This window comes from Candidatus Methylomirabilota bacterium, assembly GCA_036005065.1.
GTDB lineage: Bacteria > Methylomirabilota > Methylomirabilia > Rokubacteriales > DASRDR01 > DASYQW01.
Window position 1 is genome coordinate 68526 of sequence record DASYQW010000033.1, and the last position, 24532, is coordinate 93057.

At 70.8% G+C, this 24532-nt stretch carries 21 protein-coding genes; all 21 read left to right on the forward strand.

What is annotated here, in order from left to right:
- The 21 genes from VGW35_02390 (at nt 1) to VGW35_02490 (ending at nt 24531) form a co-directional block, all read left to right on the forward strand.
- Entirely contained in the window at nt 1–2343 is a 2343-nt protein-coding gene (locus tag VGW35_02390; protein ID HEV8306491.1) for an AAA family ATPase, read from the forward strand.
- 31 nt (nt 2344–2374) lie between these two features.
- Nucleotides 2375–3805: an O-antigen ligase family protein gene (locus tag VGW35_02395; protein ID HEV8306492.1), complete on the forward strand. Its 1431-nt coding sequence runs from the start codon at nt 2375–2377 to the stop codon at nt 3803–3805.
- Nucleotides 3806–3831: 26 nt separating this feature from the next.
- The gene (locus VGW35_02400) at nt 3832–5250 is read left to right on the forward strand and encodes a flippase (protein HEV8306493.1); all 1419 of its coding nucleotides are present in this window, start codon (nt 3832–3834) and stop codon (nt 5248–5250) included.
- Between the two features lie 96 nt (nt 5251–5346).
- Entirely contained in the window at nt 5347–5961 is a 615-nt protein-coding gene (locus tag VGW35_02405) for a class I SAM-dependent methyltransferase (protein ID HEV8306494.1), read from the forward strand.
- Nucleotides 5962–5975: 14 nt separating this feature from the next.
- Entirely contained in the window at nt 5976–6689 is a 714-nt protein-coding gene (locus tag VGW35_02410) for a class I SAM-dependent methyltransferase (protein ID HEV8306495.1), read from the forward strand.
- Between the two features lie 34 nt (nt 6690–6723).
- Complete coding sequence (locus VGW35_02415) at nt 6724–7413, forward strand: class I SAM-dependent methyltransferase (protein ID HEV8306496.1); 690 nt, start codon at nt 6724–6726, stop codon at nt 7411–7413.
- Entirely contained in the window at nt 7410–8411 is a 1002-nt protein-coding gene (locus VGW35_02420) for a glycosyltransferase family 2 protein (GenBank protein HEV8306497.1), read from the forward strand. The genes VGW35_02415 and VGW35_02420 overlap by 4 nt, the downstream gene beginning before the upstream one ends.
- Nucleotides 8408–9538, forward strand: coding sequence for a glycosyltransferase (locus tag VGW35_02425; GenBank protein ID HEV8306498.1), 1131 nt, complete (start codon nt 8408–8410; stop codon nt 9536–9538). The genes VGW35_02420 and VGW35_02425 overlap by 4 nt, the downstream gene beginning before the upstream one ends.
- The gene (locus tag VGW35_02430) at nt 9535–11088 is read left to right on the forward strand and encodes a hypothetical protein (protein HEV8306499.1); all 1554 of its coding nucleotides are present in this window, start codon (nt 9535–9537) and stop codon (nt 11086–11088) included. The genes VGW35_02425 and VGW35_02430 overlap by 4 nt, the downstream gene beginning before the upstream one ends.
- Entirely contained in the window at nt 11064–13007 is a 1944-nt protein-coding gene (gene asnB, locus VGW35_02435) for an asparagine synthase (glutamine-hydrolyzing) (protein ID HEV8306500.1), read from the forward strand. The genes VGW35_02430 and asnB overlap by 25 nt, the downstream gene beginning before the upstream one ends.
- Entirely contained in the window at nt 13000–13857 is an 858-nt protein-coding gene (locus tag VGW35_02440) for a glycosyltransferase family 2 protein (protein HEV8306501.1), read from the forward strand. Before asnB ends, VGW35_02440 begins: the two co-directional genes overlap by 8 nt.
- A 34-nt stretch (nt 13858–13891) precedes the next feature.
- Nucleotides 13892–15055: a glycosyltransferase gene (locus VGW35_02445; protein ID HEV8306502.1), complete on the forward strand. Its 1164-nt coding sequence runs from the start codon at nt 13892–13894 to the stop codon at nt 15053–15055.
- The gene (locus VGW35_02450) at nt 15052–16254 is read left to right on the forward strand and encodes a glycosyltransferase family 4 protein (protein HEV8306503.1); all 1203 of its coding nucleotides are present in this window, start codon (nt 15052–15054) and stop codon (nt 16252–16254) included. Before VGW35_02445 ends, VGW35_02450 begins: the two co-directional genes overlap by 4 nt.
- Nucleotides 16244–17386, forward strand: a complete 1143-nt coding sequence (locus tag VGW35_02455; protein HEV8306504.1) for a glycosyltransferase — start codon at nt 16244–16246, stop codon at nt 17384–17386. Before VGW35_02450 ends, VGW35_02455 begins: the two co-directional genes overlap by 11 nt.
- Nucleotides 17383–18336, forward strand: coding sequence for a glycosyltransferase family 2 protein (locus VGW35_02460; protein ID HEV8306505.1), 954 nt, complete (start codon nt 17383–17385; stop codon nt 18334–18336). Before VGW35_02455 ends, VGW35_02460 begins: the two co-directional genes overlap by 4 nt.
- Nucleotide 18337: 1 nt before the next feature.
- Nucleotides 18338–18898, forward strand: coding sequence for a methyltransferase domain-containing protein (locus VGW35_02465; GenBank protein ID HEV8306506.1), 561 nt, complete (start codon nt 18338–18340; stop codon nt 18896–18898).
- A complete protein-coding gene (locus VGW35_02470; protein HEV8306507.1) occupies nt 18895–20166 on the forward strand; it encodes a glycosyltransferase 87 family protein in 1272 nt (423 codons plus the stop codon). Before VGW35_02465 ends, VGW35_02470 begins: the two co-directional genes overlap by 4 nt.
- Nucleotides 20167–20189: 23 nt before the next feature.
- Complete coding sequence (locus VGW35_02475) at nt 20190–21317, forward strand: glycosyltransferase family 1 protein (protein ID HEV8306508.1); 1128 nt, start codon at nt 20190–20192, stop codon at nt 21315–21317.
- Complete coding sequence (locus VGW35_02480) at nt 21314–23125, forward strand: glycosyltransferase family 39 protein (protein HEV8306509.1); 1812 nt, start codon at nt 21314–21316, stop codon at nt 23123–23125. The genes VGW35_02475 and VGW35_02480 overlap by 4 nt, the downstream gene beginning before the upstream one ends.
- Nucleotides 23122–23808 (forward strand): class I SAM-dependent methyltransferase, encoded by a 687-nt coding sequence (locus VGW35_02485; GenBank protein ID HEV8306510.1) that lies wholly within the window; start codon nt 23122–23124, stop codon nt 23806–23808. The genes VGW35_02480 and VGW35_02485 overlap by 4 nt, the downstream gene beginning before the upstream one ends.
- 36 nt (nt 23809–23844) lie before the next feature.
- Entirely contained in the window at nt 23845–24531 is a 687-nt protein-coding gene (locus VGW35_02490; protein HEV8306511.1) for a glycosyltransferase family 2 protein, read from the forward strand.
- Nucleotide 24532 lies beyond the last annotated feature (1 nt).

A 24532-nucleotide genomic window follows, 5' to 3' on the forward strand; every position in this document is an offset into this window, starting at 1 on the left:
ATGGCCCAGTACGACATCAACCTGAGAGACTACCTGCGGATCCTCCGGCGCCGGAAAGGGATCATCATCCTGGTCCCGCTGATCTTCGGCGCGTTCTCGTTCGGCTTCGCCCTCCTTCAGGCACCCCGGCCTCTCTATCGGACGACCGCCGTCGTGAAAGTCGAGCGGTCGGTGAACCTGACCGGGCTCCTGCAGGAGCTCGTGACCTTCACCCCGGTGGGCAACGTGGAGACACAGGCCGCCCTCATCAAGAGCTTTCCCGTGATGAGCCTGGCCTCGAAGAAGCTCGGGCTCATCCCCACCGGTGCCACCAGGGAGGAGATCCAGGCCTCACCCAAGTACCTCGGCGCGATCAACCGGCTCCAGGACAGCCTCTCCGTGAAGCTCGGCGAGGGGACGAGCCTCATCGAGATCAGCGTGACCTCGTACGATCCCGAAGAGGCGGTCCGCTTCGCCAACAGCGTCGCCGACGCGTTCCAGGAGGACAATTTCACGACCCGCAGCCGCCAGGTCCGGGAGGCCCGCGAGTTCATCGAGCGGCAGCTCGGGGAGGTCGGCGCGACGCTGCGAGCCTCCGAGAACGAGATCAAGGGGTTCAAGCAGGCCCACCGGATCTTTCTCTTTCCGGAGGAGACGAAGGCGTCCCTCGGCCGACTCGGCGCCCTGGAGGCCGAGCTGGCGGTGGCTCGGCGGTCGATCGACGACACCCAGGGGCAGCTCGAGCTGCTCAAGGCCGCCAGAGCCGGCCCGCGTCCCGGCGGCTTCTCCGCCGACGGCGCCGATCCCGCGCTCGCCAAGCTGCTGAACTCGCTGGCCGACCTCACGGCCCAGCGCGACACGCTGCTGGTCAACCTCCGTCCCGCCCATCCCCAGGTCAAGCAGCTCGAGGCCCAGATCGCCAACGTCGAGGACAGCATCCGGGCAGCCCTATCCTCTCGCCTCCAGACGCTGAGGGCACGGGCCGACGAGATCCAGCGGACCATCGCCACCCTGCGCCAGGAGCAGGCGACCATCCCGGAGGCCGAGCTCCAGCTGGCGCGCATGGAGCGGGACATCAAGGTCAGCGAGCGCCTGTTCTCCTTGCTCAAGGAGAAACACCAGGAGGCGCTGATCCGCGAGAAGGAGCAGGTGGGCGACGTCAGCCTGGTCAAGCCGGCGATCCTCTCCCGCCGGCCGATCAACCCGCCCCAGGCCGGGTCGAAGGCCGCCGCCGGGCTGGTCATCGGCCTCGTCCTGGGACTGGTGCTGGCCTTCGTGGTCGAGGCCCTGGACACCTCGATCGGCGCCATCGACGACGTCGAGTCGTTCCTGGAGAGCCCGGTCCTCGGCGTCATCCCGCACCTCGACATCAAGGGGGAGTTGAGCGACGAGCCCGATCAGCCGCCGCTGGATCGAGAGACCGAGGAGAAGTACGCCTTCCTCATCAGCCTGTTTCTCCCCAACTCCCGCGCCGTCGAGGCCATGCGAGCGCTCCGGACGAACCTGCTCTTCACCGGGCTCGAGCAGGACCTGAAGATGGTCATGGTCACCAGTGCGACCCCGATGGAAGGGAAGACCACCATCGCCATCAACCTGGCCATCCTGCTCGCCCAGCTCGGGAAGCGGACGCTCCTCATCGAGGCGGACCTCCGCAACCCGTACCTGCACCACGCATTCGGAATCCCGAAGGAGCCGGGATTCACCGACGTGGTCATCGGGAGCGCGCGGATCGACGAGGCGATCCTGACCTTCTCGGACTTCATCCTCGGCAAGGCGGGGCTGGAAAGCCTCATCGAGCGGCCGGGCATCGATAACCTGTTCCTCCTTCCCAGCGGTCACCAGCCACCCAACCCGACGGAATTCCTGAGCGCCCAGGCGCTGACGAGCCTCCTGGCCGAGGTGCGCCAGCGGTATGACTTCGTCATCCTCGACTGTGCCCCCGTCCTGCCGGTGGCGGACCCGACCATCCTGGGCTCGCGGGTCGATGGCACCCTCCTGGTCGTTCGGGTCGGAAGTGTGGCGCGGGCGGCCTTGCGGCGGGCCAAGGCGCTGCTCGAAGCGGCGCGGGCCCGCGTGCTCGGCGTCTGCCTCACCGGAGTGAAGGCCGAGGTGAGCCCCGACTACGCGGAAATGGGCTACTACCGATACCGGTACGGGGCGCGGAGGGGGGAGTCGGCCCAGCCGGCCGGACCGCTGGGACGCGTGCGGGCGGCCTTCACCGACCGGGTGAGCGGACTCGTCGGGCTGTCGGTCCTGTTGGTCGCTCTGGCGGCGGTGTACTGGGCGGTCCGCCTCGGCTACCTGACGCTCACCTTCCTCTCCACCCTCGTCATCGGGCTGGCCCGCCTGGTCGGCCTGGGCTGAACGCCACCCGGGGCAGCCGTCTCGCTCGGTGATGAAGACCCCGGTCAGCTCCCCGACGGCAATCGCTCTTCTCTTCGCGGGAGGGCTCGCGCTCGTGATGGCGTGGGTGCTGGCGCAGGCCTCGCTCCCGCTGGGGCTGGGCGTCGGCGTCATCGTCGTCGTCCTGTTCGTCGCCTTCGTCAGCAACGAGGCCGCGCTCTACCTCCTGATCTTCTCGATGCTCCTCGGCCCTCAGCTCGTCGCCGGCGACATCGGCGGCGGGCAACTGGGACGAGGCCTCACCCTCCGCCTCGACGATTTCCTCCTCGTCATCGTGGGGGTGGCCTGGGTGGCCAAGACCGCGCTCTACAAGGAGGTGGGCCTGGTCTTCCGGACCCCCCTGAACCACTCCATCGCCGCCTACTCCTTCGCCGCCGTTTTCGCCACCGGCCTCGGCATCCTGGCGGGGCGCGTGGCGGTCATGGGAGGCATCTTCTTCACCCTGAAGTACATCCAGTACTTCGTCATCTACTTCATGGTCGTGAACAATCTGCGGGAGCGGAAGCAGTTCGAGCGCTTCCTGTGGGCGCTCCTGGCCACCTGCGCCATCGTGAGCGTGATCGGGATGCTGCAGATCCCATCGGGCCAGCGCGTCTCGGCCCCCTTCGAGGGGCCGCAGGGGGAACCCAACACGTTCGGGGGCTATCTCGTCCTCATGCTGGCGCTGGTGGCGGGGTTGTTGATGACGACCAGGTCGACCCGACTGAAGATCGTCCTCCCGTGTCTCGCCCTGGTGATCATCACGCCCATCTTCTTCACGCTCTCGCGGGCTTCCTACCTCGCCCTGATTCCCCTGGCCCTGACCCTCTTCGTCTTCAGTGAGCGCAAGCTGTTCCTGGCGGCGTTCTTCGCCGCCACGCTGGCCTTGACTCCATTCTTCATCCCCGAGGCCGTCGTCGACCGCGTCCGTTACACTTTCAGCCAGCCGCCCGAAGCGGGGCAGAAGCAGCTCGGGGGCGTTCGGGTCGACACCTCCACGTCGGCCCGCCTGGAGAGCTACGAGCAGGTCCTCTTGCGGGACTGGCTCGAGCATCCCCTGTTCGGCTACGGGGTGACCGGCTACCGATTCCTCGACGCCCAGTATCCGCGGACCCTGGCCGAGACGGGCCTGGTGGGCTTTCTCGCGTTTCTGTGGCTCCAGGCCGCGCTGTTCCGCGAGGCCTACGGCGTCCTCAAGACGACCCAGGACCCGCTCTTCCGGGGGGTTGCCCTGGGTTTCCTGTGTGGGTTCGTCGCCCTCATCACCCACGCGATCGGGACCAATACCTTCATCATCGTCCGGATCATGGAGCCCTTCTGGTTCCTGGCCGGGATGGTCATCATGATTCCCCAGCTGGAGGCGAGCCAGGCCACTCCCGCCGTGGCCGCGGCGTCCAGGCCGTCATGGGCGCGTCGAGGGAGGCCGCTCCCGATCGCCTCCTGAGCCCGCGACCGTTCCAGGCCCCGCGAATGAGTACCGCGAGTCCCATCCTCCGAAACGCCACCGCCCTCGTGGTGGCCCAGCTCGTCACCAAGGCCGTCAACGTCGCGGTGTCGGTCGCCATGGTCCGCTGGCTCGGCGCCCTGGAGCTCGGGCGCTATGCCTACATCCTCGCCTTCTGCTTCCCGTTCGGCGCGGTCGCCGATTTCGGGCTGGCGACCCTGGCGATCCGGGAGATCAGCCGCGACCGCAGCCGCGCGGGAGTGGTGCTGGCCACGCTCCGTCGGTTGCTCCTGGGGTTGACGGGGATCTCGGTCGCGGCCATGGTGATCCTCGCCGCGCTCACGCGCCACGATTCCGAGACCCTCCTGGGCATCGCCCTCGTCGGGCTGTCGAGCGTGCTTTCGGCCGGCACCACCCCGTCGCTGGTGGCCCTGACGGCGCGGGAGGCGATGGACCTGGTCTCGCTGCATCGGATCGCGGCCTCCGTGGTAGGCTCCCTGCTCACGGTCGCCGTCCTCCTGATGGGAGGCACGGTCCTGCCCCTCCTGCTCGCGGCGGCGGGAACCAACCTGGCGATGCTGGGCCTGGGTCGGTGGCTGGCCGGCGATGTCGGAGTCCCGCTCCGGATTCCCGGCTCGGCGCTGCGGGCCATGCTCCGCCAGGCCATCCCGTTCGGGCTGCTCATGGTGGGCTTCGCCCTGTACTACCGCATCGACATGGTCATGCTCGAGTGGCTCCGGGGGCCGCGGGAGGTCGGGCTCTATGCGGCGGCGTACCGATTCCTCGACGCGATGGTGGTCCTGGCGGCCTCACTCGGCGGTCCCTTCTTCCCGCGTCTGTCGAAGCTCGTGAAGGGCCACGAGCCGGAAGCACGGGCCCTCCTCGAGAACGCCTGGCGACCCCTGCTGGCGCTCGGGCTCCCTCTCTCGCTCGGGACGTTCCTCCTGGCCGACGACCTCACCCGGGCCTTGTTCGGTGCCGACTTCGCGCTGGCGGGCGGCCTCTTGCGGGTCCTGATCTGGGGCACCCTGCCGCTGTTCTGGATCAACGTGGCCAATCACGCCCTCATCGCCGCCGATCGGGTGTGGGCCCTGGCCGGCGTCTACGGGGCCGGCCTCCTCGCCAACGTCGTCGGCAACCTGATCCTGATTCCGCGCTGGGGCGCCTGGGGGGCCAGCATCGCCACGCTCGCCTGTGAGTGGCTCACGCTGGCGCTGGTGGTACGCCTCATCCAGCGCCGGTTCACGGTGTCGTTCTCCGCCGACGGCCTCTGGCGGTACGTCCCGGCCGCGGCGGGCATGGCGCTCTGCATGTGGCTGGGACGGGGCTTCGGCCTGGCGGCCGAGATCGTGCTGGGGGCGCTGGCGTACGCCGGCGGGCTGCTCCTGCTCGGCTACCTCCGGAGCGCCGACATGCTGGCGGTCAGGCGCCTGCTGGCCGGGTGACCCGCGATGCTTCGCTGGCTCGGGAGACTTTACCTCCCGTATCACCACCGGTCGGCGCGCCAGAGATCCGACCACCCTATCCAGCACGCGCGGCGCATGCTCGAGCTGGTCCGGGCTCGACACGGGCGCCCTCGGCTCCTGTGTGACCTCGGCTCCGGGACCGGGCCCTCGCCCCTCCAATCCCTCTGGGATGGCCGGCGCCTGGCCATCGACCTCGTGCCAGGCCCGGGCCTCGACGTGGCCGCCGACGGGCAGCGGCTGCCGCTGCGGGACAAGAGTGTGGACGCGGTGCTCCTGATGGAAGTCCTGGAGCACGTCCCGGATCCCCTGGGGATCCTCCGGGAGTGTGCGCGGGTCCTCACGCCTGGCGGGTACCTGTGCCTGACGGTGCCCCAGTACCACATCACTCACGACCATCCGGGCGACTTCTACCGGTACACCCGCCAGGGCCTCGAGCACCTCTGCCGAGAAGCCGGGCTCCGTGTGCTGGACGCCTGGGCCACGGGAGGGGCGCTCCTCGTGGTGTTCCACGCCATCGAGCTGAATTTGCCACCGAAGCTCAGAATCCTGTTCGTCGGCCTCACCCATCGCCTGTTCGACTGGCTTGACGGGCGCGTCTGCGGGCACGGGAATCGGCCGGGCGCTCGAGACGCCCTGGGCTGGGCCCTCGTCGCCACCCGAAAGTGCGCCCAATCGCCGGCATGGCCATGAGCGGTACGAGCGCGATGCGGCTCTTGACACTCGAGATCGGGAGTGGAAATGCCCCTGACCCGCGGGCTGATGTGCTCGTCGACCTGCACGTCTGGGATGACTCCGAGCGGAGTCGGATGGAACCCATCCGGCGGGATTCCAGACCGCTGATCGTCGCTGACGGAATCGCGCTCCCCTTCGCGGACAAGAGCTTCGACCTCGCCCTGGCCATCGGCGTCCTCGAGCACACCGACGATCCGGTCGCCTTCCTGAGCGAGATGTCCCGCGTGGCACACCGAGGCGTGGTCCACGTCCCCACGACGTTCGCCGAGCGGGTGTTCTACAGGCCATTCCACAAGTTCACCTTCGCCCTCGACGGCGATACGCTGCTGATCCGGCGCAAGAGCTTTCCCGACGTGTTCGGAGGTCTCTTCGATTACCTCGCGCACTTCGACGAGGACTTCGTTCGGTTCGCCCAGAACCACCGCTGGCTCTTCAATCTGACCTACGAGTGGGCGGGCCGCGCTTCCTACCGGCTGGAGGAGTACGATGCGGCCCGTCTCGAATTCGCTCCCTTCCAGCGCACGTACGATGGGCGACCGTTCAAGTTCCAGCTCTGCGTGAGCGAGCTGTTGCCGACCCAAGTGGAGCGCCTGCTCGCCCAGGAGGTACCCGTCTCGTGGCGGCGGCGCGTGCGCGACTGGATGAAGCGGGCCGCGGGTGCCATCGGGGCGCGGGCCCTTCCGTGATGGCCGTGATAGGCCCCCACGGCTGGAGCCTGGCTTGACGGCGCCCAGGTGCCGGACGTCCTACGCGGATCACCGGCTCGATCTGCGCGAGTCGCGGCTGACCAAGCTGCTCGCGTTGCTCGCGGATGAGCGGCGGGGTCGCCTGCTGGACATCGGCTGTGCCGCTGGAGAGCTGGCCGAGCTCCTCCAGACCCTCGGGTGGCAGGCCGAAGGTGTGGACCGTGAGCCGGCCCTGGTGGAGCGGGCCCGGGGGCGCGGCATCGCGGTCCGCCGTGCCGATTTCGAGCGTGACCCGCTGCCGTGGGACTCGGCCACCTTCGACGCCGCAGTGGCGGGCGAGGTCATCGAGCACGTGATCGATACCGATCACCTCCTGCACGAAGCCGCGCGGGTCCTCCGCCCGAATGGCGTGCTGATCGTCACCACGCCCAACCTGGCCAGCCTCGAGAACCGAGTCCGGCTCCTGCTCGGTCGTTATCCGATGTGGATGGATCATGGGATCGAGGGGAGCGGTCACCTGCGCTACTACACCCCCGGACTGCTCCAGCGCCAGCTCGAGCAACACGGGTTCCGCGTCGAGCGGCACGTGGGGAACTGGGTCCCCTTCCTCCCGCAGCGATGGGTGGACGACCGAAAGTGGCCCTGGCTGGCGGTGACAGGCGACTGGTGGCCCTCGCTGGCGATGGGGATCCTGATGAAGGCTCGACGGAGCATGCCCGCGTGAGCGAGACGCCGCTGGTCTCCGCCATCGTCCTGAATTACAACGGCGCCCACCTCCTGGCGGACTGCTTGAAGACCCTCGGTCAGCAGGACTGGCCGGCATTCGAGATCCTGGTGGCGGACAACGGCAGCGTGGACGACAGTCAGGCCGTGTGCGGGGACTACGACGTCCGCTGGCTGTCCATGGGAGAGAACCTCGGGTTTTCCCGCGCGAACAACCGAGCCGGGGCCGAGGCGCGCGGGCGGTATCTGTTCTTCGTCAACAACGACATGCGCTTCGCTTCGGACTGCGTCTCGCGGCTGGCCCGAGCTCTCGAGTCCGACCCCTCGCTGTTCGCCGCGGACCCGACGCAGCTCGACTGGGAGGGCAGCCGGGTGATCCACGGCCGGACTCGGCTCGTGCCCGGCAGCTACCGGGACACCGTGATCCCTCCGTTCGCGGTCGAGTACACGGCCGACGCGACGGGTCCGGTCGAGGTTCCGTGGGGCTGCGCGGGCAGCCTCCTGGTGCGCCGCGACCGGTTCGGCGCCCTCGGGGGATTCGACCCGACGTTCTTCATCGACTTCGAGGACACGGACCTGTGCTGGCGCGCCTGGCGGCGGGGCTGGCGGACCGTCTACGTGCCCGAGGCGGTCCTTCATCACCGGGTCGGCATGTCCGGGGACGAGTTCCAGCACCTCGTCCGTCGGGTGGGGCCGGCCCGGGTGCCGAAATTCTGGTTCCGCCGCCGGGTGAGCTATCACACGAACCTTCTCCGGTTCGCCCTCAAGTGCCTGCCGGCGGGGACGGTGGCCCGCCTCGCGGGTCATCTGATCGCCCGCGCGGGGTGGCATGTGTCCCGGCGGAACCCCAAGATCGCCCTGGCCATCGGCCTGGCCTTTCTGAACAACGTGCGGCTCCTTCGGGGAACGCGGGCCGCGCGGCGCGACGTCGAGCGCACCCAGGTGCTCGATCACGCGTCGCTGATGCGGCGGTTCGCACCCCCGAACAACCCGCGATGAGCCAGCGCCTCCGAGTCGGCATGTACACCACCGTCGGCCCGCGCTGCGGGATCGCCGATTACGCGCGAGCCCTGAGCCGGGCACTGGCGGCCCGGGCCGAGGTGGCCACCATCCCGATCCGGCCGGCGAGCCTGAACCCGCTGCGCCCGGTGGCCGCCGGGCTACGCCTCAGCCGCCGGGACGTCGCGCACATCCAGCACACCTACAGCTTCTTCGGCGTGGATCAGCTCACCTACACGCTCCTGGTGCGCCTCCTGCTGGCCAGCATCCGGGCTCCACTCGTCCTGACCGCCCACACGGTGCGGGAGCCCGGGCCGAGCCGGTACAACGGCGGCCTCGGCAGCCGGCTGGCCAACGCCGTCGACGCGCCCGCCTGGCACGACACGGAGACGTTTCGGCGTGCTGACGCCATCATCGTGCACGCGGCCGTCCACCGGGACCGCCTGGTGCGCCGGGGGCTCGCGCCCGCTCGGATCCACGTGGTTCCGCCGGGGGTGACCCCTCGCGTGGCCGTCGAGCCCGGCGACGTCGCGGGCTTCCGCGCCCGGCTCGCGGTGCCCTCGGCCCGTCCGATCGTGGGCGTATTCGGATTCCTCGACCGATCGAAGCGGTTCCGGGAACTCCTGGAGGCCGTGGCCGCGCTGCCCGGGGATCCGGTGTTGCTGGCGGCCGGAGGCCCGCGGCTCCCGTCACACGACGACGTCCGGCGCGACCTGCTCGCGACGGCCGAGGATCTGGGCATTGGAGACCGCGTGCGCGTGACGGGCTATCTCGAGCCCGACACGGTCCCGCTCGCGCTGGAAGCGATGGACCTCGTCGTGGTCCCGTACGCGACCGACGAGAGCATGTCCTACTCCCTGCACCTGGCCCTGGGCCAAGGCCGCCCGGTCGTCGCCACCGACGTCCCGACGCTCCGGGAGGTGCAGGCGCGCGGCGACTGCCTGGCCCTGGCTCCGATCGCGGACGCGGCTCGCCTGCAGGAGACGCTCGGCCGGTTGCTGGCGGACCCCGAGGCCCGAGCCCGCCTGGCCGCCGCCGCCCGGGCCTACGCCGTGCGCGAGGGCATGGAGACGGCGGCAGCCCGGACGTTGCAGGTGTACGCATCGGCCCGAGAGACCCGCCGGTGACGCCCCGGGTCTCCCTCGTCGAGCGCGCCGGCCCCCCTGCCGATCGCCTCGCGGCCGAGGAGAGGACCATCCTCGGCACCTCGGTCCGGCTCTTCGTATCGGTCTGGCTGGTCTACACCCTCTTTCTCAACCCCTACCCGGCGTCCCTGGCGTCGAACATGCTGGCCCTGGCGGTCTCGGTGGTGGACCGCGGCAGCGTCGAGCTGCACCTCTACCACGGCCCCGACGTGTCCTCGAAGGACGGCCGCTACCTTCCGGGTCTCCCCCCGGGCGGGTCGGTGCCGGCGGCGATTCTCTACGGTCTGCTGCGCCTGTTCATCCCACCGTTCGCCGTCACCGAGGACCTGGTGACGCTGAACGTCCTCGCCATCCTCCTCATCAGCACCCCGGCGGCCGCTCTGTGCGTCGTCCTCGTCTACCGAGTGCTCCGCCGCCTGCCGATGCCGGAGTCGGCGCGGCTTCTCACGGTGGGACTCTACGCCTTCGGCACCATGCACTTCGGGTTCGCCACGATCTACGCCAAGGAATCGATCGTGGCCCTGATCCTGCTCGGCGTGTTCGCCCTCGGCTCGGATGATGCCGCGGCCCGCCGCCTCACCCCGGCCCGGGCGGTCGGGATCGGGCTCCTTCTCGCCTACGCCGTCGCCACCGCCTATGCGGTCGTCGTGCAGATCGCCGTGCTGGGGCTCTACCTGGCGACGCGCCTGCGGCTCCGGCCGCTGATGCTGATCGGCGCCGGCCTGGCCGCCGGGATCGTGCCGCTGCTCGTCTATCACCAGGTGACGTACGGGAACCCCTTCGCCAACGCCTACACCTACCGGGGGTTCGCGACGCCTCAGTACCTCTACGCCCCGGATCCCGGCCGGTTCGTGGAGATCATGCTGGCGCCCAACACGGGGCTCTTGATCTACACCCCGATCGTGGCCTTGTCGGCCGTCGGTCTCTATCGCGCCTTCCGGAGGGGAATCCATCGCGCCGAGGTCGCCTGCATCGCCGGGATCATCCTCGCCACCTGGATCTTCTATGCCGGCTATCGGCTTCCGCTCACCGGCTGGTACGTGCTGCCGAGCGAGGCGCATTTCGCGACCCGCTACCTCCACGTCGCCATGCCCTTCGCCATGATCGGGGTCGGCCTGGCCTTCCCGTGGGTGCCGGCCGGCCTGACGCGCGCCCTGGGCGCCGCCTCCGTGTTCTTCGCCTACCTGGCGGCCCAGGCCGGGCTGATTCCTCAGTGGGAGGTGCGGCTCGTCTACACGATCAAGGTGCTGATCTCCTCCTTCGGGATGGGCATGCTGTTCGGTCAGTTCGTCCCGGAACGCCTGGGCGTCGAGACCCTGCACACCGTGCTCCGGCGTCCCGACGTCGGCGTGGCCGACCTCCTGGCCGGCCCCACACCTACGCTGATTCACCTGGTCGCGTCCCAGCTCGTCTTCTTCGGCCTCTTCCTGGCGGCCGCCGCCGTGGTCGGCGTGCTGCTCTGGCTCCTGTGGCGGCCCGCCTTCCGGGCCGGAGGGCCCCTGGCCTCGTGTGCGGAATCGGCGGCGTCCTGAGCTACGGGTCCGGCGCGCGCCGGGACGTCGAGGTCGCGGTTCCCCGCATGATCGCCGCCCTGCGCCATCGCGGACCCGACGACGAAGGGATCCACCTCGCCGCGGTGCCCGACGCGCGGTCCCCGCGCGGGTGGCTCGGCCTCGGCCATACGCGTCTCCGCATCATCGACCTCTCGGCCGCCGGGCGCCAGCCGATGGCCAACGAGGACGAGTCCCTCTGGCTCAGCTTCAACGGCGAGATCTACAACTTCGAAGAGCTCCGGCACCAGTGCGAGCGGCGGGGCCATCGCTTCCGGAGTCGGACCGACTGCGAGGTGCTCCTGCACCTCTACGAAGACGAAGGCGAAGACTTCCTGGCGCGCTGCAACGGCATGTTCGCCTTCGCCCTGTGGGACGGACGCCGCCAGCGCCTGCTCCTGGCCCGCGACCGTCTGGGGGTCAAGCCGCTCGTGTACGCGATGACGGCAGACGGCATCGCCTTCGCCTCGGATGTCCGGGCGTTGCTCCCGGCGCCGGGCGTGAAGCGCGAGATCGCCCCGGCCGCCCTCCTCGACTACCTCACGCTCGGGTACGTGCTCACGCCGCGCACGATCCTGGCCGGCATCAGGCGGCTCCCGCCCGCGACGCTCCTCGTCTATGAGGACGGCGTCGTGCGCCTGCGGCGCTACTGGGACCTCGCCGCGTCGTTCCGGACCCCGCGCCCGGCCCCGGAGCGGGACCTCGAGGCGGCGCTGGAGGACCGCCTTCGCGCGGCGACCGGACGCCGGCTGGTCAGCGACGTGCCGCTCGGCGCCCTGGTGAGCGGCGGACTGGATTCGAGCGCCGTCACGGCCGAGGCCGCCGCCTGCCTCAAGGGTCCGCTCGACACCTTCAGCATCAGCTTTCCCGAGCCCGGCTACGACGAGCTCCCCGCCGCCCGGACGGTCGCCGCCCACCTCGGGTGCCCGCATCACTACACGACGGCGCCGGCCGGGGAGGAGGCGATTCGCGCCGCCCTCGTCGCCGTCCTGGACGAGCCGCTGGGCGATACCTCCCTGGTCCCTCTCTACTCCCTCGCCCGATTCGCCCGCCAGCGGGTCACGGTGGTGCTGTCGGGGGACGGCGGCGACGAGACGCTGGGGGGCTACGAGACCTACCTCGCCGATCGCGTCTTCGGATGGTACCGCCGGGTGCCGGGACCGATCCGGCGGACGGTCGGCGCCGCCGCGCGGCACCTGCCGGTCACGAGCCGCAAGGTCGGGGCGACCTACAAGGCCCGCCAGTTCTTCACGGCCCCCGACGGCGATCCCGACCGGGCCCACTACTGGTGGCGGGTGGTCTTCCCGCCCGCCGACGCGTCAGCCGTGCTCGGCGCCGACCTCCGGGCCGCCGTCGCCGCTCACGACCCGTTCCACACCTTCGCCGACTATGCCGCCGAGCTGCCCGACGCGCCGCCGCTGGCCCGGGCGCAATACGTGGACATCAAGACCTTCCTGGCCGACAACATCCTGGTCAAGGTCGACCGGGCGACGATGGCCCACGCGCTGGAAGCCCGCTCGCCCTTCCTCGATTACGAGCTGGTCGAGTTCGCCGCCGGGCTGCCCGACCGGGCGAAGGTCCGCGGGCTCACCCAGAAGGTGCTGCTCCGGCGCCTCATGCGGGACCGCCTGCCCGCCTCGACGCTCCGCCAGGGGAAGCGCGGCTTCAACGCCCCGGTCTCGGCCTGGCTCCGAGGCCCGCTGCGGGGCCTGGTGGAGGAGCTCTTGTCGTCCCGCTCGCTCCGGGACGCGGGCCTGTTCGACCCCGTCCCCGTCGCCGAGCTATGGCGCGCCCACGCTCGCGGCTACACCGATCACGGCCTCAGACTCTGGGCGCTGGTCACGTTCATGCTCTGGTGGCAGGCGGTCTACGCGAAGCCGGTGGAGATGAGCCATGCTTAGCGTCGTCATCCCGGCCTTCAACGAGCAGGACGGCATCGGCCAGACCCTCGACGACGTGCAGGTCGCGCTCCAGGACGCGGGCATCGTGGCCGAAGTGATCGTGGTGGACGACGGCTCGACGGACCAGACCGGCGCCATCGCGACCGCCCACGGCGCGACTGTGATCCGGCATCCCATCAACGTCGGCTACGGCCGTTCGTTGAAGGACGGCATCCTGCAGGCCCGCTACGATCTGATCGCCATCGCCGACGCCGACTGCTCGTACCCCGTGCACGAGCTCCCCCGCCTCCTGAAGGCGGGCGAAGGCTTCGACATGGTGGTCGGGGCCCGGACCGGGCCCACCTATCGGGGGAGCTTCCTGAGGTTCCCGGCCCGGAAGCTGTTCCAGTGGCTGGTCGAGTTCAGCGTGGGCCAGCGGATTCCCGACGTGAACTCCGGGCTCCGGATCATGCGGAAGGACGTGGTCCTGCGCTTCTTCGACACCTTGAGCAACGGCTTCTCCTTCACGACCACGCTGACCATGGCGATGCTCCTGAACGCCTACTTCGTGACCTTCGTCCCGGTCGCCTACTTTCCCCGGCGGGGGCGCTCCAAGATCCGCGTCGTCCGCGACACCCTCCGGATGGCGCAGATCATCATCGAGGCGATCCTCTACCACAACCCGATCAAGGTCTTCCTCATCCCGACGGGCGTCCTGGCCCTGGTCGGGCTGGCCGTCGGCGCCTACGCGCCGTTCTCGGGCCACGGCGTCTTTCTCGGCGGCGTGGCGGTCGCGTCGCTCCTGACGGCCAGCGTGATCTTCGCCATCGGGCTCCTGGCCGACCTCCTCCGGCGGATCATGCAGAAATGACAGGCCGTGAACCGGTGCCTCTGAGGATCCCCGCGTGCGATTCGCCCTGGTGACCGCCGACTACCAGCCCGCGGCCGTGGCCTGCGGCGTCGGGGACTACACGCGGTGCCTGCGCCGGGCCCTGGAGGAGCTCGGCCATCCGTGTCTGGTGCTGACCTCGGCCCGGAGCCATAGCGGCGAGCCCGACGTCCAGCGCCTGGCCGGCCGCTGGGGCCCCCGCGAGACCCTGGCGGCCTGGCGTGCGCTCCGCCGGTGGCGGCCCGATGTCGTGAGCCTGCAGTACACGCCGGACCTCTACGGCTACGGCGTCGCGTTCAAGCTGCTCCCGCTGCTGCTCCGGTGGACGCGCGGGAGCCCGCGCGTCGTGACGACCTTCCACACGCTCGTCGGAGGGCGCCGGGTCAGCGGGCCCTACGCGGCGCTCCTGGCCGCCAGCAGCCACGGGGTGGTCAGCACCAACGCCGAGCTGACCGAGCTGTTCCGGCGGCGTCTCCCCTGGTGGAAGGGCAAGCTCCGGGAGATCCCGATCGGCGCGAGCATCCCGGAGCCGCGGGTGGACCGATCGTCGGCCAGGCGGTCGCTGCGCGAGCGCCTCGGCCAGAACGCCGACGCGACGGTTCTGGGCGCGTTCGGGTTCCCGGCGCCGGGCAAGGGGCTGGAGACGCTCGTCCAGGCGATGGCCGCCCTCAACGAGTCGTCGGAAGTCCACCTGGCCGTGATCGGCGAGACGCGGCCGGGAGACCGCGCGCACCGAGCCATGCTGGACCGGCGCGCCCGCGACCTCCGGGTGGACGGACGGATCCACTGGCTCGGGCGGCTGCCCGAGCAGGAGGTCTCCGATCTGCTCCTCGGCGCCGACGCCTACGTCGTCCCTTATGACGACGGCGCCTCCCTCCGGCGCGGCACGCTGATCGCCGGCTTCCGCGTCGGCGTCCCGATCGTCACGACGCCTCCGCGGTACCCCGACCCGGCGCTCAGTCCCGGGGAGACGATCCTCACGGTGCCCCCCCGGTCGCCCGGCGCGCTGGCGGCGGAGATCCGTCGTCTGCTCACCGACCCCCATCTCCAGGAGCGGCTGCGGAAAGGGTCCGCCGCGGCGGCCGCCCGGTTCGAGTGGCCGGCGATCGCGGCCGACTACGTCGCCGTCGGCGAGCGGCTGAGGGGGAAGGAAGACCGCGTGCGGTCGGAGCGGACATGAGGATTCTGGTCCTGAGCCCGACGTTCCTGCCGGTCGTGGGCGGCGCCGAGCTGATCCTCCTCGAGGTCTACCGGCGGCTGGCGCGTCGGCACGACGTCCACCTCCTCACCCCGTTCCTGGACTCGGAGCTCCTCCGGCAGCAGGCATCCGACGACTACGAGGCCCTCGTCTCGTTTCCCGTGGAGCGCTACCGGGACCGGCTCTCCTTCATGCGGGTGCGCGGGCACCGCTGGACGGCCGGCGCGATTCCGCCCTTCTCCCTGTCGGCCGTCGCCGCCGCGCGCGACGCCGTCCGCCGGCTTCGCCCCGACGTGCTGAACGTGCATTACGTCATGCCCACGGGGCTGGCCGGGGTCGTGGCCGATCGGGTCCTGGGGGTGCCGACGGTCATGACCCTCAACGGCCGCGACGTGCCGGGGCCGGGGGTCCCGGTCCTGTGGCGATGGTGGCAGCGCGCCGTCCTGGCGCTCGTCACCGACGCGACCTACGGGTCCGCCTACTGCCGCACGGCGGTCTATCGGGGCGCGCCCGGACGCGGCGAAGTCGTCTACAACGGCGTCGAGATTCCACCCCCGCCGGGCGATGGCGGCGCCGTCCGCCAGTCCCTGGCCATTCCCGACGGCGAGCCGCTCATCTTCGCCCTCCAGCGACTCGCGCCCGAGAAGCGCGCGGATGTCCTGCTCCAGGCCCTGCGGCGCTGCCTCGACACCGCGGGAACGGGCACGCTCGTCATCGGCGGCAAGGGGCCCGAGGAGGCCCGGCTGCGCGCCCTGGTCGGGGAGCTCGGCATCGACAAGCACGTCCGCTTCGCCGGATACATCCCGCGCGCGATGCTCCCGTCCTTCTTCACGGCCTGCGATCTGTTCGCCTTCCACTCGACGTTCGAGACCTTCGGCGTCGTCGTGGCCCAGGCGATGAGCTACGGGCGCGCCGTCGTCACCGTGCGGAACACCGCCCTCCCGGAGATCGTGGGGGAGGCCGGGCTGCTGGTGGAGACGGGCGACTGGCGAGGGTTGGGCGACGCCCTGGCGCGCCTCGTCCGCGATGAGGCCCTGCGATCCCGCCTCGGCCAGGCCGGGCGCGCCCGCGCCGAGCGGCTGTTCGACTGGGACCGCATCGCCGAGGCCTACGAGGCGGTGCTGAGCCACGCGGCCCGCCGAACCCCGCAGCGGCGCGAGGCCCTCGGCCATGGCCATTAGGGTCCTCTACGCGCACCACGTGGATCAGATGAGCGGGGCCGAGCAGAGCCTGCGCCTCCTCCTCCGGCACCTGGACCCTGGCCGGGTCGTCCCCGTCTTCGCCGGGCCGGCGGCGGGGCCGTTCCCGGACGCCCTGGTCCGCGAAGGGATCCCGGTGCTGGCCGTTCCCTTCGGGCCGCTCCGCGACCTCGGCGGCGTGGTCCGCTCGGTGCGCGCGGTGTGCCGGGTGATCCGCCGGCACCGCATCGACTTGGTGCACGGGAACGGGCCTCGCACCAACGTCGTGGCCGGGCTCGCCGCCCGGTGGACCGGCATCCCCGCGATCTGGCATGTCCGCAACCTTCTGTACGGGCGGATGCGGGACGTGGACCGGATGCTGGCCGCGCTCCCGTCGGCCATCATCTGCAACTCGGATGCGATCCGCGAGCGCTTCCGCGGCAGCCGGGCGTGGCGGAAGACGGTCACCATCCTCAACGCGGTGGACACCCGCCAGTTCAACCCCGCCGTCCCCCGGGAGCCGTTCCGCCGCGAGCTCGGGATCGCCGACGGAGAGCCGGCCATCGGCATCGTCGGGCGCATCGGCCTGGGCAAGGGACACACCCAGTTCGTCGAGGCGGCGATCCGGCTCGTGCAGGCGGGTTCCCCCGGACAGTTCCTCGTCGTGGGCGAGCCGCTCTTCGCAGAGGACGCGTGGCGGGCGGAGGCCCTCCAGGCCCGGATCAAAGACGCGCGCCTCGAAGATCGGATCCGACTCACCGGACCGCGTCGCGACATCCCGCTCGTGATGCGCGGCCTGGACATCCTGGTCCTGGCCTCGGACGCCGAGCCGTGCGGCCGGGTCCTGTTCGAGGCCATGGCCTCCGGCACGGCGATCGTGGCCACCAACACCGGGGGCACGCCCGAGATCGTCCGAGACGGGCGCGAGGGCATTCTCGTCCCCCCCCGCGACCCGGGCAGCCTCGCCCGCGCCGTCGACCGCCTCATCGCCGACCCGGACCTCCGGGCGAGTCTGGGGCGGGGCGGCGCCGAGAGGGCCCGGCAGGCGTTCACGGTGGAGCAGCACGTCGCCCGCACGCTCGAGGTCTACACCCGGGTCCTGGGCGGCGCCCCGCCGGCGGCCGGCGCTCCATGACGGGCGGCGACGTCTCCGTCGTCATCGTGAGCTGGAACACCCGAGAGTATCTGGGCCGGTGCCTGGCGGCCATCCCGCCCGCGGCCGGGACGCTCACCGTCGAGACCATCGTGGTGGACAACGGATCACGGGACGGGACCCCGGCGATGGTGGCCGGGGAATTTCCGGGAGTGCGGGTCATCCAGAGTCCGGAGAATCTGGGCTTCGGACGGGCCAGTAACGTCGGCGCCCGAGCCAGCCGGGGGCGGACGCTCCTGTTCTTGAACAGCGACTGCGAGCTCGGACCGCGGGCGCTCGCCGCCATGGTCGGCGCGCTGGACGAGGAGGCCTCGCTCGGCGGAGTGCTGTGCCGGCTGCTCAACCCGGACGGGACGCTCCAGCCTTCCGTCCACCGCGCCCCGCCGTCTCCCTGGAGCCTGATCGGCGATCTCGTCTTCCTGTCCTCGCTCCGCTACGCGGTCTACCGGACGCCGGCGCTCCACCGCTGGCTCCTGCGCTCGACCACCCGCTCTCACCGGGAAGCCCACGACGTCGCGTGGGGCGGGGCGGCGTGCTTGCTGGTCCGACGCGACGTCTTCGAGGCCGTCGGCGGCTTCGACGAGCGGTTCTTCATGTACTGCGAGGACATGGACCTCTGCAAGCGGATTCGCGACGCGGGGTACCGGCTTCGCTATCTGCCGGGCCCGTCCGCGATCCATCACTGGGGCAAGAGCACGGCCCAATCGCCGGCCGCCATGCTGCAGGAGGCCTATCGAAGCCGCCTCCGGTACTTCGAGAAGCACTTCCCGGGATGGCGAGGCCGGATGGCTGGCCGGATCGTGACCGCCGAGCTCCGGGTCCGCTCTCTCGTGTTCTCCCTCATGGCCTGCCTGCCTTCCCGCCGCCAGCCGTGGTTCCGGGACCGCGCCGCGGCCAGCGCGGCCTGTCTGGCCCAGCTCCGGAAGTCCTGACATGAAGGTCAACTTCGGCTGCGGTCGGTTCCCCCTTCCAGGCTGGATCAACGTCGACAGGGATCCGGCGGTCAAGTGTGACGTGTACCACGACCTGAACGTCGTTCCCTACCCCTTCGACTCCGGCGCGGCCAGCGAGATCCTGGCCTCCCACGTCCTGGAGCATCTCGACGACCCCTTCGCGACGATGGCGGAATTCGCGCGACTGATTCGGCCGGGAGGCCACATCACCGTGCGGGTCCCCCATTTCTCGCGTGGCTTCACCCACCCGGACCATCGCCGGGGATTCGACGTCAGCTTCCCGCTCTACTTCCGGCCAGCGTTCGCCGGGGGCTTTTGCGGCACCGAGCTGGAGTGCGTCCGGCTCCGTTTCCGCTGGCTCGGCCAGCCGGCGCTGAAGCGCGAGGAACTGGGACGCGCCAGGTACGCCGTCGCGCGGGTCCTGGGCTGGTGGTTCGACTGGTGGGCCAACCTGGCGCCGGCTGTGTGCTCTCGCCTCTGGTGCTTCTGGGTCGGCGGCTTCGAAGAGGTGGAGTTCGTCTTCCGGCGACCCGGCCGATGAAGACCGGCCTGAGCCTGCCGATGCCTCGCTCCGCCCTGACGGTGGCGGTCGCCACGGTCATCGCCCTGGCCGCAGTCCGGTACGCCCACGACGTCCTCAAGCTCGGGCTCGGAGCCCCGACGATCGACATCGCCTCTTACTATGTCTTCACCTCCGCGCTCCGGAGCGGGGTCGATCCGTTCGACCGGGCCGAACTGACCCGGGTGGCCGCCATCCTCCAGATCCAGGTCGCGGGAACGCCGCCGACGTTCACGTCCGCCGGCTACCTCCTCTTCCTGCCGCTGACCCTCCTGCCGTATCCGTGGGCGCGGCTCGTGTGGCTGGTGGTGAGTCAGGCGGCCCTGGCGGCAGCGGGGGTGCTCTGGTACCGGCATCTGAGGCCTCCGGCCGCTCCGGCCCTCCTGGGTCTCTTCGTGGTTCTCTCGTATCAGCCGATCCTGGAGGACATCGCGCTGGGGAACCTCAACCAGCTCGTGCTCCTCCTCGTCTCGCTGGCCTGTCTGGCGCACGTGCGCGGCCACCCGGTGGCGGCCGCCGTGGCCCTGTCGTGGGCTGTCAATCTCAAGCCGCCGTACGTGCTGCTGATCCCGTTCCTCTTCTGGATCGGCTCCCGCGGAACGGCCGCGCTCGCCCTGGCCTTCGCCGCCGCCTGGGCGGCGCTCGGCCTCGCGGTCTTCGGGACGTACTGGCTCGCCGGGTACGCGCGGTTCCTGACGGTCGGGTCCGGACCCCTTCACGGATGGTCCAAGAACCTGTCACCGCACGCCCTGCTTCACCGCCTCCTCCGGATCGACGGCCCGCATCTCCTGGTCGAAGCCCTCGCGATCGCCCTGGCGCTCGCGATCATCGGCGGCGTCATGCGGGCCACCCGGGGGGCAGCCGGGAATCGGGAGGTCCGGCTCGCCGCCTGGGCGACCGCCGTCGCGTCGCTACCCCTCGTGTCACCGCTGACCGAAGAGGTCCACCTCGTGGTCCTGCTGATCCCCCTGCTGGTCGTGCTCTTCCGGATCGAGCAGCTTCCCGGACCGCGCGACGCGGTCCTGGTCATCGTCGCCACCCTCCTCCTGGCGAGCCGCTACTCGGTGGAGTCGTTTCCCGCGTTTGCCGGAGGGCCCGCCTCGCTCGCCTCCGGCGGCAAGGCCCTCGGCGCGGCCGCGCTCGCGCTGGTCGCCGCCCGGCTGGCCGGCCGCGGCGCGGGATTCGCGCCGCCGTCGATCCAGGTCGAGACTCCCCGGGCGACGCGGGGCGCCCCTTCGGGGGTCCCATGAAACCGCGGAGTGGAGAGGCCCGGGTGCTATCCTGCCAGGATGCCGGCGCGCTTCGGATCGGGATCGATGGGCGAGAGCTCCGAGCCGGGATCTACACGGGGATCGGCCGGTACGTGACGGGGGTGCTCCGGGCCGCCTCGCGGGACGGCTGGCCGTGCGTGGTTTACGGCGACCCGGCGACCGACCTCCGGGCCACGCTTCCGGGGGTGACCCTGCGCGTGATCAGTGGTCGGTGGACCCAGTGGTGGGATCAGGCGACCCTCCCGCGCCAGCTCGCGCGAGACCGCGTGTCGGTCTTCCTGTCCCCGTACTACAAGGGGCCGCTGTTCGCCCCCTGCCCGGTGGTGCTGACCGTGCACGACCTCTTCTTCATCGAGTATCTCGGCCGCCGTCGTCCCGTGTACGACGCCGCCCTCCGCACGGCCGCCCGGCTATACGCCCACCGGGCGGCGGCCATCATCGCCGACTCGCGGTACGGAAAGCGGGCGATCGTGGATCGGCTCGGGGTCGCTCCCGAGAAGGTCACCGTGATCCCGGTTGGGGTCGGCCCCGACTTCCGCCCGGGGGCGCTCTCCGACACGATCCGTCTGCGGTACGGCATCACCTCGCCCTACATCCTGTCCCTGGGCAACTTCAAGCCGCACAAGAACCTTCCCCGCCTGCTGCGCGCCTACGCCGGTCTGCCCGAGCCGCTCCGGGCCACGCACCGCCTGGTCCTGGCGGGCGGAGATCGAGCGCGCCGGGTGGAGCTGGAACACCTCGCGCGGTCCCTCGGCGTCGCCGCTCACGTCCTCTTCCCGGGGCCGATCGCGGACCCGGATCTGCCCGCGCTCTACGGGGGGTGCGCCCTGTTCGTCCTGCCGTCGCTCGAGGAAGGATTCGGCCTGCCGGCGCTCGAAGCCATGGCGTGCGGAGCTCCGGTCGTCGCCGCCGATCGGGCGGCCATCCCCGAAGTGGTCGGAGCGGCGGCCCTGCTGGTGGATCCCGAGCACGAGCCGGCGCTGACTGCGGCGATGGCCCGGGTCCTGTCGGAGGCCGACCTCCGGGAGCAGCTCCGCCAGCGGGGCCTGGCCCGGGCCCGGGAGTTTTCCCCCGACCGTACGGCCGACCGGGTCCTGACTCTCCTGAGGGAAGTCGGCGGGGCGCGATGACGACCCTGGTCGCCGCTCGATCGATGCGGCTGACGCACGCCGGCGCCGCGGTCGGGCTCTCGCTGCTGGCGGCGGCGTATGTCCTGTACGCCGTGCGCTTCGTCCACGAGCCCCTCATGGCCGACGAGATCTTCTTCGTCCAGGCGGCCGAGAGGCTGTCGCGGGACGGCGAGCTCGAGACCCAGCGACGGGAGAGCCTGGCCGTCTTCGGCGCCCCCGAGTTCCCCGAGCGGATCCGACAGGAGGGCCCCAGCACCCAGTACGCGCTCTGGCATCCTCCCACCTACCTCCATCTGATGGCGCTGGTGTTCACCGGCGCCGGCGCCGGGGCGGCCCAGGCCCGCCTGATCGGCCTGGCGTCCTTCGTCCTCACCCTGGTCGCGACGTACCTCCTGGCCCAGCAGGCATTCGAGTCCCGTCCCGATCGCCAGCGCATCGGGCTGCTGGCCTGTCTGATCCTCGCCATCAACCCGATGGCCCTCCAGGGGTCCCTGCTGATCGACATCGACAACACGGTGCTGGCGCCGGCCACCCTGCTCGCGCTCCTGGCGATAGTGAAGCTGACCGAGATCGACCGCCTCGCCGGCCTGGTCGCGATCGGACTGGTGTTCGCGCTGCTGTTCTGGGTGAAGCTGACGACACCCCTGGGTCTCCTCGCGTGCCTCCTCCTGCTCCTGGGCGTCCGGCACGGCCCGGTCCCGGCCGCCCGGAGAGCGGCCATCGTCCTGACGGTCGCCGGCCTCGCGTTTCTTTCGAGCTGGAGCCTCTACGCGTGGAGCCACGGCCTGCCGCTGCTGGCGCCGTTCGGGCACGTGGTCGGCAGCGCCTTCCATTCGCCGCCGCGCGGCGGCATCCTGACCGCGCTCGCCTCGGTCGGTTACACCGGCGCCCGGCTCGCGCTCTGGGTCTCGCCCTTCCTCCTCCTGCTGTGGGCGATCGCGCTCGGCCGAGTCTTCCGGAGGGCCCCGGCCGCGGTCGTCGCGCCGGGAGAGCACCTTCTGGCGCTGTTCTCGATCGTCGTGTTCGCGACCTACCTGTACATCGGGGGCCTCACCTTCAGCTTCCCGCGGTACCACTATCCGCTGCTGCCGGTCGTCGCGATCCTGGCCGCCGAGGTCGCCTCGGCCGTCCTCGCCAGGACCCGTCCGTCAGGAGGCCTGGCGCTGGCCGGGATGACGCTCGCCGTCCTCGTGCTCCTGGCGGCCGGTGATCCACTCCTGTCCACCTATCACGAGATCCGGGAGGCCCTCGTGGCCGGTGCCTCGCTGGCTCCGGTCGCGACGCACATCGCGGGGCAGGCCGCCGTCCTCGTCCTGGTCCCTCTGCTCTTCTATGTCGCCGGCCGCCGGGGTGCCGCCCGCCCGCGGAGCGATGCCCTGATCCTGGCTCTCGCCCTCAGCCTGTTCGCGTACAGCGCGGCGCTCGACGTCATCCAGGCGCGCGCCGGCTATCTCACGCGGTACGGGTACGGGGGGCGGGGGACGGCCGAGACGATCGCCCTTCTCAAGGAATCCACGGAGCCCGGGGATTTCGTCTTCGCGCCGGCCGAGCTCGTCTTCGGCCTGGGTGATCGCTCGGCGCCCTATCCGCCGAACGAAGCCTGGACGGCGGAAGAGGTGCTGACCCGGGTGCTTTCCCGCCCGGACACCAAGGCCTTCGTGTACGGCATCCCCACGAACACCGGCCTCCAGGCCGAGTTCGCGGCGCGCAACCCTCGGGTGAGCCAGCTCCTGGCCGCACGGTTTCGGAAGCGAGTCGTGGGATCCTACACGATCTGGCTCCGCGCCCCCGTGAGCCGAGACCCATGAGCGCGCCCCACTTCGATTCGGTCGCCCATGTCTACGACGAGACGCTGCCCCGGCACGTCGTCGACCATTATCGCGAGAAGCGCCTGGCCTTCATCGGTCGCCTCCTTGCCCGGGGCTCGATCCTGGACGTGGGCTGCGGCACCGGGGCCCTCGCCCGATCGCTGGAGCGAACGGGCTACCGGGTCGTCGGCGTCGACGCGTCCGCCGGGATGCTGAAGGTCTTCCGCGGGGAAGGTGGTCACGCGCTGGCCGAAGCGCTGTCCGACGCGCTGCCGTTTCGCTCGGGAAGCTTCGACCTCGTCATCACCGTCGCCACGCTGCATCACGTCAGCGTCCCCGAGGTCGTCCGGCGGACACTCGCCGAAATGGTCCGGGTCGCCCGGCCGCGGGGGGGCCAGATCCTCGTGTGGGACCACAACCCGATCAACCCGTACTGGCCGCTTCTCATGCGGCGGCTGCCTCAAGACCAGGACGGCTACCGACTCGTCCCGCTCGGCGAGATCGTCACCGGTCTGCGGGCCGCCGGCGCCGGCGGCGTTCGCACGATCCGCGCCGGCTGGATCCCCGATTTCGCGCCCCCAGGGCTCTTGCCGATCCTGCAGCGGATGGAATCGCGGCTCGAGCGGCTGCCGGTCATTCGGGCGCTCGGCGCCCACAACGTCGTGGTGGCCACGCGGGCCTGAGCGCGCGACGGCATGTGGGATGGCAAACGCGTCTCCGTGATCCTGCCCGCCTATAACGAGGGCCCGAGCATCTTCAAGGCGGTCGAGGAGTTCCTGTCCTGCCCGTACGTCGACGAGGTCGTCGTGGTCGACAACAACTCGACCGACGACACGGCGGCCGAAGTGCGTCGCACCCGCGCTCGGCTGGTCAGCGAGCCCCGGCAGGGATACGGGTATGCCCTCCAGCGGGGCCTGCGGGAGGCCGACGGCGACTATCTGATCCTGGCCGAGCCTGACGGCACATTCCTGGCTCGGGACGTCCTCAAGCTCCTCGCCTATGCCGGGGACTTCAACGTGGTCATGGGTACGCGGACCACGAAGGAGCTCATCTGGCGCGAGGCGAACATGGGGTGGTTCCTCCGGGCGGGCAACATCGTCGTGGCCAAGCTGCTGGAGATCCTCCACGGCGGCCCTTCCCTTTCCGACTGCGGCTGCACGCTGCGCCTGCTGGACCGGTCGGCCTACGACACGATCAAAGACCGGCTCTCGGTGGGCGGATCGCACTTCCTGGTGGACATGACCATCTGTGCCCTGGCCAGCCGGCTGAGCGTGATCGAGATCCCGGTGAACTATCTCGGGCGGACCGGCTCCTCGAAGATCACCGGGACGCTCGGGGGAACCGTGTCGACCGGACTCAGGATGCTCGGGCTCATCCTCCGGCGCTGGCTTCGAGGGTGGCGCTGAC

What these genes read in the sequence shown, in the direction of transcription:
- VGW35_02470 (HEV8306507.1), top strand. Translation starts at nt 18,895, where the DNA reads ATGAAGACCGGCCTGAGCCTGCCGATGCCTCGCTCCGCCCTGACGGTG.
- VGW35_02405 (HEV8306494.1), top strand. Translation starts at nt 5,347, where the DNA reads ATGCTCGAGCTGGTCCGGGCTCGACACGGGCGCCCTCGGCTCCTGTGT.
- VGW35_02390 (HEV8306491.1), top strand. Translation starts at nt 1, where the DNA reads ATGGCCCAGTACGACATCAACCTGAGAGACTACCTGCGGATCCTCCGG.
- VGW35_02460 (HEV8306505.1), top strand. Translation starts at nt 17,383, where the DNA reads ATGACGGGCGGCGACGTCTCCGTCGTCATCGTGAGCTGGAACACCCGA.
- VGW35_02450 (HEV8306503.1), top strand. Translation starts at nt 15,052, where the DNA reads ATGAGGATTCTGGTCCTGAGCCCGACGTTCCTGCCGGTCGTGGGCGGC.
- VGW35_02425 (HEV8306498.1), top strand. Translation starts at nt 8,408, where the DNA reads ATGAGCCAGCGCCTCCGAGTCGGCATGTACACCACCGTCGGCCCGCGC.
- VGW35_02455 (HEV8306504.1), top strand. Translation starts at nt 16,244, where the DNA reads ATGGCCATTAGGGTCCTCTACGCGCACCACGTGGATCAGATGAGCGGG.
- VGW35_02400 (HEV8306493.1), top strand. Translation starts at nt 3,832, where the DNA reads ATGAGTACCGCGAGTCCCATCCTCCGAAACGCCACCGCCCTCGTGGTG.
- VGW35_02465 (HEV8306506.1), top strand. Translation starts at nt 18,338, where the DNA reads ATGAAGGTCAACTTCGGCTGCGGTCGGTTCCCCCTTCCAGGCTGGATC.
- VGW35_02395 (HEV8306492.1), top strand. Translation starts at nt 2,375, where the DNA reads ATGAAGACCCCGGTCAGCTCCCCGACGGCAATCGCTCTTCTCTTCGCG.
- VGW35_02440 (HEV8306501.1), top strand. Translation starts at nt 13,000, where the DNA reads ATGCTTAGCGTCGTCATCCCGGCCTTCAACGAGCAGGACGGCATCGGC.
- VGW35_02485 (HEV8306510.1), top strand. Translation starts at nt 23,122, where the DNA reads ATGAGCGCGCCCCACTTCGATTCGGTCGCCCATGTCTACGACGAGACG.
- VGW35_02480 (HEV8306509.1), top strand. Translation starts at nt 21,314, where the DNA reads ATGACGACCCTGGTCGCCGCTCGATCGATGCGGCTGACGCACGCCGGC.
- VGW35_02410 (HEV8306495.1), top strand. Translation starts at nt 5,976, where the DNA reads ATGCGGCTCTTGACACTCGAGATCGGGAGTGGAAATGCCCCTGACCCG.